The organism is Bacillus cabrialesii (assembly GCF_004124315.2).
GTDB classification, from domain to species: domain Bacteria; phylum Bacillota; class Bacilli; order Bacillales; family Bacillaceae; genus Bacillus; species Bacillus cabrialesii.
On the sequence record NZ_CP096889.1, the window covers coordinates 171,187 to 187,570 of the forward strand.

Annotated in this window: 5 protein-coding genes, 4 tRNA genes, 6 rRNA genes and 4 pseudogenes; 15 read left to right on the forward strand and 4 right to left on the reverse strand. The window is 48.7% G+C overall.

Translation table 11 applies throughout. The features are described from left to right. Positions 1-100 precede the first annotated feature (100 nt). Both terS and EFK13_RS01005 read left to right on the forward strand, forming a co-directional pair. A pseudogene (terS, locus tag EFK13_RS01000) lies at positions 101-912 on the forward strand (phage terminase small subunit). After that, positions 909-1,462: pseudogene (locus EFK13_RS01005) on the forward strand (PBSX family phage terminase large subunit); the annotation flags it as partial. The pseudogenes terS and EFK13_RS01005, both read left to right, overlap by 4 nt. A 20-nt stretch (positions 1,463-1,482) precedes the next feature. Here the strand turns inward: EFK13_RS01005 and EFK13_RS01010 are convergent. The 3 genes from EFK13_RS01010 to EFK13_RS01020 form a co-directional block, all read right to left on the reverse strand. Beyond that, positions 1,483-1,656 carry a YolD-like family protein gene (locus EFK13_RS01010; protein ID WP_129507421.1) on the reverse strand — a complete coding sequence of 58 codons (174 nt, stop codon included), beginning with the start codon at positions 1,654-1,656 and terminating at the stop codon, positions 1,483-1,485. A 594-nt stretch (positions 1,657-2,250) separates the two neighbouring features. Further along, entirely contained in the window at positions 2,251-2,505 is a 255-nt protein-coding gene (locus EFK13_RS01015; protein ID WP_204571670.1) for a glycoside hydrolase family 113 protein, read from the reverse strand. 145 nt (positions 2,506-2,650) lie between these two features. Beyond that, a complete protein-coding gene (locus EFK13_RS01020; protein WP_248894260.1) occupies positions 2,651-2,854 on the reverse strand; it encodes a hypothetical protein in 204 nt (67 codons plus the stop codon). Positions 2,855-3,123: 269 nt separating this feature from the next. On the opposite strand from EFK13_RS01020, the gene EFK13_RS01025 reads away from it, so the two are divergent. The 11 genes from EFK13_RS01025 to rrf (EFK13_RS01075) all read left to right on the forward strand — a co-directional run bounded on the left by EFK13_RS01025 (position 3,124) and on the right by rrf (EFK13_RS01075) (position 14,208). Next, positions 3,124-3,324: a hypothetical protein gene (locus EFK13_RS01025; RefSeq protein WP_248894261.1), complete on the forward strand. Its 201-nt coding sequence runs from the start codon at positions 3,124-3,126 to the stop codon at positions 3,322-3,324. Positions 3,325-3,841: 517 nt separating this feature from the next. Beyond that, positions 3,842-3,916 (forward strand) — tRNA-Gly (locus EFK13_RS01030). 31 nt (positions 3,917-3,947) lie between these two features. After that, positions 3,948-4,024, forward strand: a tRNA-Arg gene (locus EFK13_RS01035). 26 nt (positions 4,025-4,050) lie between these two features. Then, positions 4,051-4,127 (forward strand) — tRNA-Pro (locus EFK13_RS01040). 8 nt (positions 4,128-4,135) lie between these two features. Beyond that, positions 4,136-4,211: transfer RNA gene (locus tag EFK13_RS01045), tRNA-Ala, on the forward strand. Between the two features lie 171 nt (positions 4,212-4,382). After that, positions 4,383-5,932, forward strand: a 16S ribosomal RNA gene (locus tag EFK13_RS01050). A 169-nt stretch (positions 5,933-6,101) separates the two neighbouring features. Beyond that, a 23S ribosomal RNA gene (locus EFK13_RS01055) occupies positions 6,102-9,029 on the forward strand. A 54-nt stretch (positions 9,030-9,083) separates the two neighbouring features. Next, a 5S ribosomal RNA gene (gene rrf / locus EFK13_RS01060) occupies positions 9,084-9,199 on the forward strand. Between the two features lie 192 nt (positions 9,200-9,391). Next, positions 9,392-10,941, forward strand: a 16S ribosomal RNA gene (locus tag EFK13_RS01065). A 169-nt stretch (positions 10,942-11,110) separates the two neighbouring features. Beyond that, positions 11,111-14,038: ribosomal RNA gene (locus EFK13_RS01070) — 23S ribosomal RNA — on the forward strand. A 54-nt stretch (positions 14,039-14,092) separates the two neighbouring features. Next, positions 14,093-14,208, forward strand: a 5S ribosomal RNA gene (rrf, locus tag EFK13_RS01075). Together the 16S, 23S and 5S rRNA genes with 4 tRNA genes alongside form the textbook arrangement of a ribosomal RNA operon. Positions 14,209-14,245: 37 nt before the next feature. Here the strand turns inward: rrf (EFK13_RS01075) and EFK13_RS01080 are convergent. Next, positions 14,246-15,469 (reverse strand): annotated as a pseudogene (locus EFK13_RS01080) (MFS transporter). Positions 15,470-15,725: 256 nt separating this feature from the next. Between EFK13_RS01080 and EFK13_RS01085 the strand changes: the two are divergent. After that, a pseudogene (locus EFK13_RS01085) lies at positions 15,726-16,151 on the forward strand (aminotransferase class III-fold pyridoxal phosphate-dependent enzyme); the annotation flags it as partial. Beyond that, positions 16,137-16,283, forward strand: coding sequence for a hypothetical protein (locus EFK13_RS21190; RefSeq protein ID WP_428845377.1), 147 nt, complete (start codon positions 16,137-16,139; stop codon positions 16,281-16,283). The pseudogene EFK13_RS01085 and the gene EFK13_RS21190, both read left to right, overlap by 15 nt. Positions 16,284-16,384 lie beyond the last annotated feature (101 nt).

Consider the following 16,384-nt stretch of genomic DNA (forward strand, 5'->3'; position numbering starts at 1 on the left):
AGAAATGAATATTTTGTCTAAAGGTGTAACACAAGACACATCAGCAAAATTATTAGTACAAACACAAACAATTATGAGGTCCGGAGGTGGGTTAGATGTAATGCCGAGACCACGAGATCCTAAACGAGATGAAGCGTTCCGGCTGTGGGAAGAAAGCGGCGGAACCCGCTTGCTAAAAGATATAGCTGAGGAGCTCGGTTGTTCCCCTTCACTTATTCGTAAGTGGAAAAACCAAGATCATTGGGAAGAAAAATTGAATGGTAACGTTACTAAACGCCCTGGTGTTCCTAAAGGAAGTAAGAACGCCAAAGGGAATAGAGGCGGCGCGGCTCCTAAAGGAAAGAAAAACTCTGTGCATACCGGTGAGTATGAATCAATCTTATTTGATTTTATGGATGATACAGAAAAAGAGCTGTTTGGCCAGGTCGAAACAGACCCGCTCTATCAAATTGATCTAACAATAAGGGAGCTGAGCCTTCGGGAGCGGCAGATGATGCAGAGAATAAGCAAAATAGAAAACGGCTTGAATGAAACGCAACGCCGCGTCCTTCAGCAATTGCGAAAGGTCAAAGACATCGTGCCGACCAAGGACCAGAAAACCGGTTTAGTTAAGCACCGGGCACTTATGAATGAGCGCCTTGTCGTTACAGAAATTGAAGAGGTATCTGAGCCGAGTGTAGATAAAATTCTCCGCTTAGAGGAAGCGATGACCCGAGTTACTGATAAGTGGCTAAAAGCCATCCGACAGAAACATGATATGACTCGATCAATGGATGAACAAGAATTGAAGCTGCGCGGTATTATCTTACAAATGAGACCAAACAAGCAGAGCTTGAAAGGCTCACAGCCCGTCCGGTTGATAATTCAGTTCACATTACGATAAAGCGCAAGCGTAAGGATGAGGACAAATGATTGAAAAGGTAAAGCCAGTAAATCCACACTTTGAAGATTTTCTTTTTGATTGGAATCAAAAGCTTCAGTTTCTAGTTCGGCGGTTATGGGTCCTCGAAGAGTTATCATGTGGCGCTCAAGATAGTTCTTAAATTACTGGAAGAGAAGCGGACCGTGATTGTCGTTAGGGAAGTATACGACACACACAGGGACTCTACTTTCTGCCCTCTTTGATGAAATTATTAATGACCTTGAGATCGATCATATTGTCAGGTGTGTATCTTCACCAATGCAGATCCGCTTTCCAAACGGCGGCCGGATCATATTTAAAGGGCTGGATAAGCCGGCCAAGCTGAAATCAATCAATAACGTTTCTCTCATATGGATTGAGGAATGTTCTGAGGTGAAGTATGAGGGTTTCAAGGAGCTGCTTGGACGTCTGCGTCACCCAACGTTGCCGCTTCATATGATTCTTTCAACAAACCCGGTCGGAGAAGATAACTGGACATATAAGCATTTCTTCAAAGATGATCGCCAAAAACGGTTTGTGCTCGATGATAAAGAGCTATACGCTCTTATTATATGAGAGGGTTATTCTGTTTTAACAGCTGTTAGAGAGTCAAACGCTATAAAGTTTGTATCCCCCTTTAAGTCCTTCACATGTAACAGTCGTTTAATTTCATTTATGTAATGAACATGTCCGATTATGTCCTCAATAAAGCTATTTCTATAAAAACTAATGGTTAGAGCCGCATTGTTCTCCATTGCTTCATCTGACCATTTCCATATTTTTTAATTTGAGATAGGTTAAGAACTGACACTTTTTCATTTTTTTGCGGTCGAACGAAGCGGTTCCAGATAATGATATTCGGGGCTGCCTGACGATAGAATTTACGCGCCAAAGACGAAAACGAAACTGAAAACATTATTCAAATGAAAAAATCCCCCGTTTTAGGGGATTTAAAGAGGGAAATCTCTTTATCCTCTCTGAGGAAAACACCGTTAACGGCGCTTTGAGAACTCTCGAAAAATCTGGGCGACGCGATAGAAGGCTTCCTTCGGTTCCCACGGGGGTAATGACTGTGATCGAGGGTCGTCATGGCCAAAAGTCTTGACCAGAGAGAAGGAAGCCAGGTCGTGATCCTTTGCCCCTTCACCGAATCGCATGGCTGGTTTGGAGAACTCGAATACAAAGACAGCATCCACATCTGCCCCATTGAGAAGTTCCAACTGTGTTCCAATGTAGTCCGCTTGCTCTCGCTCGCTGCGTTTCGGGACCACGCCGTCCTTAAAAATTCCCGTTCCGTCTGGATTTACTCCCTGTAAAACGGTGAAGCCGCCGTCACCCAGCTTACCTGCTCATTCATATGTACAAGATCCGACTTCCATTATAGCGATCGGAAGGTCTTCCCGACGATAGCGTTCTAGACCTGCAATATACTCTTCGTCTGTTTCTGCGTGTCGGTAGTAGTCGACTCCGACAATGTCGAAGATGCTCCAGTCAACTTCTTCCCACACGCCGGCTGAGTACGTCAGCTGTCCTCCGAAGACTGGGCGAACCGTTTCGACGAAGGATCGAAGTGCTTGATTGAGGAGGACTGCCTTCTCTGCCAAAACATCAGAACTACAGATTTAAGACTCTCCAACTGCTTGCTAAGCCACATGCCGCGGTCCGCCCATGATTTTCCCGGGAAGATACCGTCACTAAAAATCGTCAACTCGAAACCGATAACGAATACGATATTAACACCAGCAAGTCTCAGTCGTTGGCCTCTTCTGCGGCCTCAGCAAGGTAGGAACGCGTCTCCTCGATCGTCGCGCCCATTTTCCAAGGGTTGAAGAAGACGGTGAGCCCGGCCGCATGGGCGGTGTGTGCAGCGACCACGAGACGACCAATTTCTTCACCTTCAATGCGTATTGCATTCGCGTGCAAGTTGTGGGCAATCGTGTTGATGTCGTACATCACGAGTGAGGGGTCAAAAGGTTCGACAGATATCGCGTCAGGAGAAAACCTTAAGCCGACCTATACCAGTATATATCCAACTTTTGCTTGAAGTGCTTGTCATACATTCTCGCCCATCTGGAGAGTAATTTTAAGTAGTTTTTCTTCATTCCTAATAGAATGTATTCGTGCTATTCTAATTCACTATTTTCCTAATTGTAAAGGCATCTTGACTACTTTGTCCAAAAGGGAATTATGCAGCAGACAAAACAGCCTTAGATATGATTTACATGAAAAATGATGCCTCTTTTTTAAAAAGATCAATCATTGTTCATCAAATAAATCAAGACTATATCCGAGCATTTTGTTTTAGGAGCCGTCAAACAAAGACGCTTACAATCGAAAATATCCTTGCTGTTTCTCCTGGAGCACTAAAAGAGGGATCGGGAATTATGCGTAAAACTACAGAAAGACAATATGAAACGCTCTGAGTGATCGAAAAATACATTAATGAAAAGGGGTTTGCTCCTACTTAAAGAGAGCTAATGAATATGTTAGGTTAGGGTTAACCTCGCCGAGTACAGTGAAAGAACTGTTAGATGCTCTGAAAAGAAAGGAATATGTAACTTGGGAAGTGGGATCAACCAAGAACATTGAAAGTTGTTAAGTGAAATGCCATCTTATAATAGATGGTTTTTTATTTTGCACTCATTTTTAATTTTAATGAATTATTGTCAGGTTTAATTTCAGGTGTCCGCCACCCAGGGTGGCGGAAAGGTGGTAAACATGATTATTCGCCACCTTTCTAAATTTGTTTAAACCGTATTGACATTTATCAAATCCCTGCTATAATTACTTTTGTTCTAAGAAACCGGATGTAAACTTTCAAGATGCTCTTCCATGGTAAGGTAAGGAAGAGGTCAGCGGTTCGAGCCTGCTTGGAAGCTTTATTAAGTGTATTATTACCAAGGTTTCTCAAAAAGGAGAAAGCTTTTTTTATTGTGATATGCGGAAGTAGTTCAGTGGTAGAACATCACCTTGCCAAGGTGGGGGTCGCGGGTTCGAATCCCGTCTTCCGCTCCATTTTACCCAACGGGATATTGTAAAATTGATTGCGCCCGTAGCTCAATTGGATAGAGCGTTTGACTACGGATCAAAAGGTTAGGGGTTCGACTCCTCTCGGGCGCGCCATTATTCTATTAGAATAAACAGGAAATCGGGAAGTAGCTCAGCTTGGTAGAGCACATGGTTTGGGACCATGGGGTCGCAGGTTCGAATCCTGTCTTCCCGACCATTTTTTATGGGGCCTTAGCTCAGCTGGGAGAGCGCCTGCTTTGCACGCAGGAGGTCAGCGGTTCGATCCCGCTAGGCTCCACCAAAGTTTTTTCAAAAAGTTGTTGACTTTGAGAAAGTGACGTTGTATACTAATAAAGTTGCTTTAACAAAGCGAACAAACGAAATGATCTTTGAAAACTAAACAAGACAAAACGTACCTGTTAATTCATTTTTATAAAATCGCACAGTGATGTGCGTAGTCAGTCAAACTACTTTATCGGAGAGTTTGATCCTGGCTCAGGACGAACGCTGGCGGCGTGCCTAATACATGCAAGTCGAGCGGACAGATGGGAGCTTGCTCCCTGATGTTAGCGGCGGACGGGTGAGTAACACGTGGGTAACCTGCCTGTAAGACTGGGATAACTCCGGGAAACCGGGGCTAATACCGGATGCTTGTTTGAACCGCATGGTTCAAACATAAAAGGTGGCTTCGGCTACCACTTACAGATGGACCCGCGGCGCATTAGCTAGTTGGTGAGGTAACGGCTCACCAAGGCAACGATGCGTAGCCGACCTGAGAGGGTGATCGGCCACACTGGGACTGAGACACGGCCCAGACTCCTACGGGAGGCAGCAGTAGGGAATCTTCCGCAATGGACGAAAGTCTGACGGAGCAACGCCGCGTGAGTGATGAAGGTTTTCGGATCGTAAAGCTCTGTTGTTAGGGAAGAACAAGTACCGTTCGAATAGGGCGGTACCTTGACGGTACCTAACCAGAAAGCCACGGCTAACTACGTGCCAGCAGCCGCGGTAATACGTAGGTGGCAAGCGTTGTCCGGAATTATTGGGCGTAAAGGGCTCGCAGGCGGTTTCTTAAGTCTGATGTGAAAGCCCCCGGCTCAACCGGGGAGGGTCATTGGAAACTGGGGAACTTGAGTGCAGAAGAGGAGAGTGGAATTCCACGTGTAGCGGTGAAATGCGTAGAGATGTGGAGGAACACCAGTGGCGAAGGCGACTCTCTGGTCTGTAACTGACGCTGAGGAGCGAAAGCGTGGGGAGCGAACAGGATTAGATACCCTGGTAGTCCACGCCGTAAACGATGAGTGCTAAGTGTTAGGGGGTTTCCGCCCCTTAGTGCTGCAGCTAACGCATTAAGCACTCCGCCTGGGGAGTACGGTCGCAAGACTGAAACTCAAAGGAATTGACGGGGGCCCGCACAAGCGGTGGAGCATGTGGTTTAATTCGAAGCAACGCGAAGAACCTTACCAGGTCTTGACATCCTCTGACAATCCTAGAGATAGGACGTCCCCTTCGGGGGCAGAGTGACAGGTGGTGCATGGTTGTCGTCAGCTCGTGTCGTGAGATGTTGGGTTAAGTCCCGCAACGAGCGCAACCCTTGATCTTAGTTGCCAGCATTCAGTTGGGCACTCTAAGGTGACTGCCGGTGACAAACCGGAGGAAGGTGGGGATGACGTCAAATCATCATGCCCCTTATGACCTGGGCTACACACGTGCTACAATGGACAGAACAAAGGGCAGCGAAACCGCGAGGTTAAGCCAATCCCACAAATCTGTTCTCAGTTCGGATCGCAGTCTGCAACTCGACTGCGTGAAGCTGGAATCGCTAGTAATCGCGGATCAGCATGCCGCGGTGAATACGTTCCCGGGCCTTGTACACACCGCCCGTCACACCACGAGAGTTTGTAACACCCGAAGTCGGTGAGGTAACCTTTTAGGAGCCAGCCGCCGAAGGTGGGACAGATGATTGGGGTGAAGTCGTAACAAGGTAGCCGTATCGGAAGGTGCGGCTGGATCACCTCCTTTCTAAGGATATTTACGGAATATAAGACCTTGGGTCTTATAAACAGAACGTTCCCTGTCTTGTTTAGTTTTGAAGGATCATTCCTTCGAAACGTGTTCTTTGAAAACTAGATAACAGTAGACATCACATTCAATTAGTAACACAAGATATCACGTAGTGATTCTTTTTAACGGTTAAGTTAGAAAGGGCGCACGGTGGATGCCTTGGCACTAGGAGCCGATGAAGGACGGGACGAACACCGATATGCTTCGGGGAGCTGTAAGCAAGCTTTGATCCGGAGATTTCCGAATGGGGAAACCCACCACTCGTAATGGAGTGGTATCCATATCTGAATTCATAGGATATGAGAAGGCAGACCCGGGGAACTGAAACATCTAAGTACCCGGAGGAAGAGAAAGCAAATGCGATTCCCTGAGTAGCGGCGAGCGAAACGGGATTAGCCCAAACCAAGAGGCTTGCCTCTTGGGGTTGTAGGACACTCTGCACGGAGTTACAAAAGAACGAGGTAGATGAAGAGGTCTGGAAAGGCCCGCCATAGGAGGTAACAGCCCTGTAGTCAAAACTTCGTTCTCTCCTGAGTGGATCCTGAGTACGGCGGAACACGTGAAATTCCGTCGGAATCCGGGAGGACCATCTCCCAAGGCTAAATACTCCCTAGTGACCGATAGTGAACCAGTACCGTGAGGGAAAGGTGAAAAGCACCCCGGAAGGGGAGTGAAAGAGATCCTGAAACCGTGTGCCTACAAGTAGTCAGAGCCCGTTAACGGGTGATGGCGTGCCTTTTGTAGAATGAACCGGCGAGTTACGATCCCGTGCAAGGTTAAGCAGAAGATGCGGAGCCGCAGCGAAAGCGAGTCTGAATAGGGCGCATGAGTACGTGGTCGTAGACCCGAAACCAGGTGATCTACCCATGTCCAGGGTGAAGTTCAGGTAACACTGAATGGAGGCCCGAACCCACGCACGTTGAAAAGTGCGGGGATGAGGTGTGGGTAGGGGTGAAATGCCAATCGAACCTGGAGATAGCTGGTTCTCTCCGAAATAGCTTTAGGGCTAGCCTCAAGGTAAGAGTCTTGGAGGTAGAGCACTGATTGGACTAGGGGCCCCTACCGGGTTACCGAATTCAGTCAAACTCCGAATGCCAATGACTTATCCTTGGGAGTCAGACTGCGAGTGATAAGATCCGTAGTCGAAAGGGAAACAGCCCAGACCGCCAGCTAAGGTCCCAAAGTATACGTTAAGTGGAAAAGGATGTGGAGTTGCTTAGACAACCAGGATGTTGGCTTAGAAGCAGCCACCATTTAAAGAGTGCGTAATAGCTCACTGGTCGAGTGACTCTGCGCCGAAAATGTACCGGGGCTAAACGTATCACCGAAGCTGCGGACTGTTCTTCGAACAGTGGTAGGAGAGCGTTCTAAGGGCTGTGAAGCCAGACCGGAAGGACTGGTGGAGCGCTTAGAAGTGAGAATGCCGGTATGAGTAGCGAAAGAGGGGTGAGAATCCCCTCCACCGAATGCCTAAGGTTTCCTGAGGAAGGCTCGTCCGCTCAGGGTTAGTCGGGACCTAAGCCGAGGCCGAAAGGCGTAGGCGATGGACAACAGGTTGATATTCCTGTACCACCTCCTCACCATTTGAGCAATGGGGGGACGCAGGAGGATAGGGTAAGCGCGGTATTGGATATCCGCGTCCAAGCAGTTAGGCTGGGAAATAGGCAAATCCGTTTCCCATAAGGCTGAGCTGTGATGGCGAGCGAAATATAGTAGCGAAGTTCCTGATTCCACACTGCCAAGAAAAGCCTCTAGCGAGGTGAGAGGTGCCCGTACCGCAAACCGACACAGGTAGGCGAGGAGAGAATCCTAAGGTGATCGAGAGAACTCTCGTTAAGGAACTCGGCAAAATGACCCCGTAACTTCGGGAGAAGGGGTGCTCTGTTAGGGTGCAAGCCCGAGAGAGCCGCAGTGAATAGGCCCAGGCGACTGTTTAGCAAAAACACAGGTCTCTGCGAAGCCGTAAGGCGAAGTATAGGGGCTGACGCCTGCCCGGTGCTGGAAGGTTAAGAGGAGCGCTTAGCGTAAGCGAAGGTGCGAATTGAAGCCCCAGTAAACGGCGGCCGTAACTATAACGGTCCTAAGGTAGCGAAATTCCTTGTCGGGTAAGTTCCGACCCGCACGAAAGGCGCAACGATCTGGGCACTGTCTCAACGAGAGACTCGGTGAAATTATAGTACCTGTGAAGATGCAGGTTACCCGCGACAGGACGGAAAGACCCCGTGGAGCTTTACTGCAGCCTGATATTGAATGTTGGTACAGCTTGTACAGGATAGGTAGGAGCCTTGGAAACCGGAGCGCCAGCTTCGGTGGAGGCATCGGTGGGATACTACCCTGGCTGTATTGACCTTCTAACCCGCCGCCCTTATCGGGCGGGGAGACAGTGTCAGGTGGGCAGTTTGACTGGGGCGGTCGCCTCCTAAAAGGTAACGGAGGCGCCCAAAGGTTCCCTCAGAATGGTTGGAAATCATTCGCAGAGTGTAAAGGCACAAGGGAGCTTGACTGCGAGACCTACAAGTCGAGCAGGGACGAAAGTCGGGCTTAGTGATCCGGTGGTTCCGCATGGAAGGGCCATCGCTCAACGGATAAAAGCTACCCCGGGGATAACAGGCTTATCTCCCCCAAGAGTCCACATCGACGGGGAGGTTTGGCACCTCGATGTCGGCTCATCGCATCCTGGGGCTGTAGTCGGTCCCAAGGGTTGGGCTGTTCGCCCATTAAAGCGGTACGCGAGCTGGGTTCAGAACGTCGTGAGACAGTTCGGTCCCTATCCGTCGCGGGCGCAGGAAATTTGAGAGGAGCTGTCCTTAGTACGAGAGGACCGGGATGGACGCACCGCTGGTGTACCAGTTGTTCTGCCAAGGGCATCGCTGGGTAGCTATGTGCGGACGGGATAAGTGCTGAAAGCATCTAAGCATGAAGCCCCCCTCAAGATGAGATTTCCCATTCCGCAAGGAAGTAAGATCCCTGAAAGATGATCAGGTTGATAGGTCTGAGGTGGAAGTGTGGCGACACATGGAGCTGACAGATACTAATCGATCGAGGACTTAACCACATTTTGATTGATGTCACACCTGTTATCTAGTTTTGAGAGAACACTCTCAGTTTGTTTGGTGGCGATAGCGAAGAGGTCACACCCGTTCCCATACCGAACACGGAAGTTAAGCTCTTCAGCGCCGATGGTAGTCGGGGGTTTCCCCCTGTGAGAGTAGGACGCCGCCAAGCAATTGCACGTTAGTGCAATTAAAAAAGAAAAAAGTTGTTGACTTTGAGAAAGTGACGTTGTATACTAATAAAGTTGCTTTAACAAAGCGAACAAACGAAATGATCTTTGAAAACTAAACAAGACAAAACGTACCTGTTAATTCATTTTTATAAAATCGCACAGTGATGTGCGTCGTAGTCAGTCAAACTACTTTATCGGAGAGTTTGATCCTGGCTCAGGACGAACGCTGGCGGCGTGCCTAATACATGCAAGTCGAGCGGACAGATGGGAGCTTGCTCCCTGATGTTAGCGGCGGACGGGTGAGTAACACGTGGGTAACCTGCCTGTAAGACTGGGATAACTCCGGGAAACCGGGGCTAATACCGGATGCTTGTTTGAACCGCATGGTTCAAACATAAAAGGTGGCTTCGGCTACCACTTACAGATGGACCCGCGGCGCATTAGCTAGTTGGTGAGGTAACGGCTCACCAAGGCAACGATGCGTAGCCGACCTGAGAGGGTGATCGGCCACACTGGGACTGAGACACGGCCCAGACTCCTACGGGAGGCAGCAGTAGGGAATCTTCCGCAATGGACGAAAGTCTGACGGAGCAACGCCGCGTGAGTGATGAAGGTTTTCGGATCGTAAAGCTCTGTTGTTAGGGAAGAACAAGTACCGTTCGAATAGGGCGGTACCTTGACGGTACCTAACCAGAAAGCCACGGCTAACTACGTGCCAGCAGCCGCGGTAATACGTAGGTGGCAAGCGTTGTCCGGAATTATTGGGCGTAAAGGGCTCGCAGGCGGTTTCTTAAGTCTGATGTGAAAGCCCCCGGCTCAACCGGGGAGGGTCATTGGAAACTGGGGAACTTGAGTGCAGAAGAGGAGAGTGGAATTCCACGTGTAGCGGTGAAATGCGTAGAGATGTGGAGGAACACCAGTGGCGAAGGCGACTCTCTGGTCTGTAACTGACGCTGAGGAGCGAAAGCGTGGGGAGCGAACAGGATTAGATACCCTGGTAGTCCACGCCGTAAACGATGAGTGCTAAGTGTTAGGGGGTTTCCGCCCCTTAGTGCTGCAGCTAACGCATTAAGCACTCCGCCTGGGGAGTACGGTCGCAAGACTGAAACTCAAAGGAATTGACGGGGGCCCGCACAAGCGGTGGAGCATGTGGTTTAATTCGAAGCAACGCGAAGAACCTTACCAGGTCTTGACATCCTCTGACAATCCTAGAGATAGGACGTCCCCTTCGGGGGCAGAGTGACAGGTGGTGCATGGTTGTCGTCAGCTCGTGTCGTGAGATGTTGGGTTAAGTCCCGCAACGAGCGCAACCCTTGATCTTAGTTGCCAGCATTCAGTTGGGCACTCTAAGGTGACTGCCGGTGACAAACCGGAGGAAGGTGGGGATGACGTCAAATCATCATGCCCCTTATGACCTGGGCTACACACGTGCTACAATGGACAGAACAAAGGGCAGCGAAACCGCGAGGTTAAGCCAATCCCACAAATCTGTTCTCAGTTCGGATCGCAGTCTGCAACTCGACTGCGTGAAGCTGGAATCGCTAGTAATCGCGGATCAGCATGCCGCGGTGAATACGTTCCCGGGCCTTGTACACACCGCCCGTCACACCACGAGAGTTTGTAACACCCGAAGTCGGTGAGGTAACCTTTTAGGAGCCAGCCGCCGAAGGTGGGACAGATGATTGGGGTGAAGTCGTAACAAGGTAGCCGTATCGGAAGGTGCGGCTGGATCACCTCCTTTCTAAGGATATTTACGGAATATAAGACCTTGGGTCTTATAAACAGAACGTTCCCTGTCTTGTTTAGTTTTGAAGGATCATTCCTTCGAAACGTGTTCTTTGAAAACTAGATAACAGTAGACATCACATTCAATTAGTAACACAAGATATCACGTAGTGATTCTTTTTAACGGTTAAGTTAGAAAGGGCGCACGGTGGATGCCTTGGCACTAGGAGCCGATGAAGGACGGGACGAACACCGATATGCTTCGGGGAGCTGTAAGCAAGCTTTGATCCGGAGATTTCCGAATGGGGAAACCCACCACTCGTAATGGAGTGGTATCCATATCTGAATTCATAGGATATGAGAAGGCAGACCCGGGGAACTGAAACATCTAAGTACCCGGAGGAAGAGAAAGCAAATGCGATTCCCTGAGTAGCGGCGAGCGAAACGGGATTAGCCCAAACCAAGAGGCTTGCCTCTTGGGGTTGTAGGACACTCTGCACGGAGTTACAAAAGAACGAGGTAGATGAAGAGGTCTGGAAAGGCCCGCCATAGGAGGTAACAGCCCTGTAGTCAAAACTTCGTTCTCTCCTGAGTGGATCCTGAGTACGGCGGAACACGTGAAATTCCGTCGGAATCCGGGAGGACCATCTCCCAAGGCTAAATACTCCCTAGTGACCGATAGTGAACCAGTACCGTGAGGGAAAGGTGAAAAGCACCCCGGAAGGGGAGTGAAAGAGATCCTGAAACCGTGTGCCTACAAGTAGTCAGAGCCCGTTAACGGGTGATGGCGTGCCTTTTGTAGAATGAACCGGCGAGTTACGATCCCGTGCAAGGTTAAGCAGAAGATGCGGAGCCGCAGCGAAAGCGAGTCTGAATAGGGCGCATGAGTACGTGGTCGTAGACCCGAAACCAGGTGATCTACCCATGTCCAGGGTGAAGTTCAGGTAACACTGAATGGAGGCCCGAACCCACGCACGTTGAAAAGTGCGGGGATGAGGTGTGGGTAGGGGTGAAATGCCAATCGAACCTGGAGATAGCTGGTTCTCTCCGAAATAGCTTTAGGGCTAGCCTCAAGGTAAGAGTCTTGGAGGTAGAGCACTGATTGGACTAGGGGCCCCTACCGGGTTACCGAATTCAGTCAAACTCCGAATGCCAATGACTTATCCTTGGGAGTCAGACTGCGAGTGATAAGATCCGTAGTCGAAAGGGAAACAGCCCAGACCGCCAGCTAAGGTCCCAAAGTATACGTTAAGTGGAAAAGGATGTGGAGTTGCTTAGACAACCAGGATGTTGGCTTAGAAGCAGCCACCATTTAAAGAGTGCGTAATAGCTCACTGGTCGAGTGACTCTGCGCCGAAAATGTACCGGGGCTAAACGTATCACCGAAGCTGCGGACTGTTCTTCGAACAGTGGTAGGAGAGCGTTCTAAGGGCTGTGAAGCCAGACCGGAAGGACTGGTGGAGCGCTTAGAAGTGAGAATGCCGGTATGAGTAGCGAAAGAGGGGTGAGAATCCCCTCCACCGAATGCCTAAGGTTTCCTGAGGAAGGCTCGTCCGCTCAGGGTTAGTCGGGACCTAAGCCGAGGCCGAAAGGCGTAGGCGATGGACAACAGGTTGATATTCCTGTACCACCTCCTCACCATTTGAGCAATGGGGGGACGCAGGAGGATAGGGTAAGCGCGGTATTGGATATCCGCGTCCAAGCAGTTAGGCTGGGAAATAGGCAAATCCGTTTCCCATAAGGCTGAGCTGTGATGGCGAGCGAAATATAGTAGCGAAGTTCCTGATTCCACACTGCCAAGAAAAGCCTCTAGCGAGGTGAGAGGTGCCCGTACCGCAAACCGACACAGGTAGGCGAGGAGAGAATCCTAAGGTGATCGAGAGAACTCTCGTTAAGGAACTCGGCAAAATGACCCCGTAACTTCGGGAGAAGGGGTGCTCTGTTAGGGTGCAAGCCCGAGAGAGCCGCAGTGAATAGGCCCAGGCGACTGTTTAGCAAAAACACAGGTCTCTGCGAAGCCGTAAGGCGAAGTATAGGGGCTGACGCCTGCCCGGTGCTGGAAGGTTAAGAGGAGCGCTTAGCGTAAGCGAAGGTGCGAATTGAAGCCCCAGTAAACGGCGGCCGTAACTATAACGGTCCTAAGGTAGCGAAATTCCTTGTCGGGTAAGTTCCGACCCGCACGAAAGGCGCAACGATCTGGGCACTGTCTCAACGAGAGACTCGGTGAAATTATAGTACCTGTGAAGATGCAGGTTACCCGCGACAGGACGGAAAGACCCCGTGGAGCTTTACTGCAGCCTGATATTGAATGTTGGTACAGCTTGTACAGGATAGGTAGGAGCCTTGGAAACCGGAGCGCCAGCTTCGGTGGAGGCATCGGTGGGATACTACCCTGGCTGTATTGACCTTCTAACCCGCCGCCCTTATCGGGCGGGGAGACAGTGTCAGGTGGGCAGTTTGACTGGGGCGGTCGCCTCCTAAAAGGTAACGGAGGCGCCCAAAGGTTCCCTCAGAATGGTTGGAAATCATTCGCAGAGTGTAAAGGCACAAGGGAGCTTGACTGCGAGACCTACAAGTCGAGCAGGGACGAAAGTCGGGCTTAGTGATCCGGTGGTTCCGCATGGAAGGGCCATCGCTCAACGGATAAAAGCTACCCCGGGGATAACAGGCTTATCTCCCCCAAGAGTCCACATCGACGGGGAGGTTTGGCACCTCGATGTCGGCTCATCGCATCCTGGGGCTGTAGTCGGTCCCAAGGGTTGGGCTGTTCGCCCATTAAAGCGGTACGCGAGCTGGGTTCAGAACGTCGTGAGACAGTTCGGTCCCTATCCGTCGCGGGCGCAGGAAATTTGAGAGGAGCTGTCCTTAGTACGAGAGGACCGGGATGGACGCACCGCTGGTGTACCAGTTGTTCTGCCAAGGGCATCGCTGGGTAGCTATGTGCGGACGGGATAAGTGCTGAAAGCATCTAAGCATGAAGCCCCCCTCAAGATGAGATTTCCCATTCCGCAAGGAAGTAAGATCCCTGAAAGATGATCAGGTTGATAGGTCTGAGGTGGAAGTGTGGCGACACATGGAGCTGACAGATACTAATCGATCGAGGACTTAACCACATTTTGATTGATGTCACACCTGTTATCTAGTTTTGAGAGAACACTCTCAGTTTGTTTGGTGGCGATAGCGAAGAGGTCACACCCGTTCCCATACCGAACACGGAAGTTAAGCTCTTCAGCGCCGATGGTAGTCGGGGGTTTCCCCCTGTGAGAGTAGGACGCCGCCAAGCAAGGTTAAACCCAGCTCATTGAGCTGGGTTTTTTGTTTTATATCTGTACTGATTTGCTTTCTTCGGTATCCATGTTATCGAGCTTTCTGCTTTTCAAGTTCTCTAATGCTTTTAAAATCAATACAATCCCCAGCATGATCAACATGAGAGTCGTAAATAACCAAAATGCAGTTTGAACGGAGAACTCATCCAGACTCCATCCGACTGCGATTGGCAGGATAGAACCGCCTAATCCATTGGCAGCGAGCAGCATGCTTGTCGTTTGTTCTGTTTTTCCAGGGTAGAATTGATTGGTGATAATTAAAACAATGGCAAACATCCCAGCCATAAATAATCCTAAAAAGAAACAAAGCACAAACCCTGCAATGGCCGTTTTGCTGATTGCTAAAATACAAAGTGAAATAAGGCCGCCAATATTAATCAGTCTGAGATACCGATGATAGGTTAGTTTTTCGGAAACCGGGCCAGTCAGTAAACGGCCAATGATCATACCGATCCAATATATTGTTACTGTTATGGTTGCTAAGGAATTAGAGATCTCCCACTTCTCAGCGAAGATGGAAGGGATGAAGTGGACAATCGATACTTCACTGCCTCCATAAAAAAAGAAGTACGCAGCAGCTAACGAAATAAACAGTAAGCCATGTTTTCGAAAACTGATCGGTGCTTGTTGTTTTCCATGCCCTAAAGTGTCAGTTTAACGAATGAGCAAATCATCTAAACTGCCAAAACTCATTCGGCTCCAAACAAACATCAAAAGAAATGAACTTATCCCCAAAACAAGAAAGGCTAATGCCCATACATTATAGCTGATTAAAAAACCAGACAGCAACGGCATAAAAAGAGCTCCTAAACCGTATGCTACTTCCATCTTACTCATCGCGATTGCTTGTCTTTCCTTAATTGCTGTTAGGATAATTGTTCCTACACAAGATTCTACAAGTCCGGCACCAAGTCCAGCCATACTGACAAGAAGAAAGAGCAATGACCACGGAGGAAGGAAATAAATAAACAATTCGCAACTGATCATGGCTAGGCCAATTACAACTACTTTTCTTCGTCCCAATCTCTTCACAGCATAAGGCATCCCCAGTACACCGATTAAAAACCCCATAAATTGGGAAAATACTAATACTCCGCCGTTACTGTAGCTTTGGGCATAATAGGAAAGCAATTCGGGCAATACAGCTCCAAGTATAACGAGAGTAAAGGCGATCGATCCGTAAGATAAACATCCAATCCACAGGAAACGAGTTTTCATTCATCAATCTCCCTTGATAAAAATAGTACTCCCCTAGGATTTACATGATAGGACTGGTAGTAAAAATAAGCTGTTTATTTTGCCTATATTTAGTTTTTTACAATAAATCCACTTATTTCTATCATAACATATGAACTTTGAATAGAAACCCCCAGTGCAAACGCTAACAAATAGTTAACGATTTTTACTATTTATCTTCTAGAATTTATCGATGATTAACGAGTTTTACATATTTTATTGAATAGGGGTGTTGTTAGTGGGGACTAAAGAAATTACGAATCCAGACAGTTTGTATTACAAAGTGGACGAAGTTGTAATGGAAAGAGGTGAAGGCATCTATTTGTACGATTCAGAGGGCAATGAGTATATTGATTGTGCCTCTTCTACTTTCAACTTGAATCTGGGTTATACCAATAAAGTAAGTTATTGATACAGTCAAAGAACAGGCTGACCAGCTGATACACGTCACTTCTTCCTACCAAACCAACGCCGGTAATAAACTAGCTGAAAAACTTGTAGAAATCTCCCCCGACAATCTCACTAAAGTTCACCCTAAGGTTAGCAGCGGCCCTGCCGCGAATGAAGGAGCTATCAAAATGGCTATCAGAACTATTCAGGAAAAACAGATGTCATTTCTTTATTCCGAAGCCAACTTAGCCAAACGTATATGATGTCTGCGCTAGGTCCGATTGGTCTGCTTGTTCAAATGATGGTGAAAAAACTATCAAGGCTGACCGTTGCGATCGAGGTTGGAGAGTATCGGTCAGGAGCGGCGCGCCGGATATCTCATTATGTTTATCACCGCAGGATCTAACGGCAGATGAGGTCAGGCGGTTTAACCAAGAAAGAACATTTGATGTGAACTTTGATCAATCGGCAACCAGCTTGATTGGGCATATCCGTTAATCGATAAGG

What these genes read in the sequence shown, in the direction of transcription:
- EFK13_RS01010 (WP_129507421.1), bottom strand. Translation starts at nt 1,656, where the DNA reads ATGGAGAACAATGCGGCTCTAACCATTAGTTTTTATAGAAATAGCTTT.
- EFK13_RS01020 (WP_248894260.1), bottom strand. Translation starts at nt 2,854, where the DNA reads ATGTACGACATCAACACGATTGCCCACAACTTGCACGCGAATGCAATA.
- EFK13_RS01025 (WP_248894261.1), top strand. Translation starts at nt 3,124, where the DNA reads ATGAAAAATGATGCCTCTTTTTTAAAAAGATCAATCATTGTTCATCAA.
- EFK13_RS21190 (WP_428845377.1), top strand. Translation starts at nt 16,137, where the DNA reads ATGATGTCTGCGCTAGGTCCGATTGGTCTGCTTGTTCAAATGATGGTG.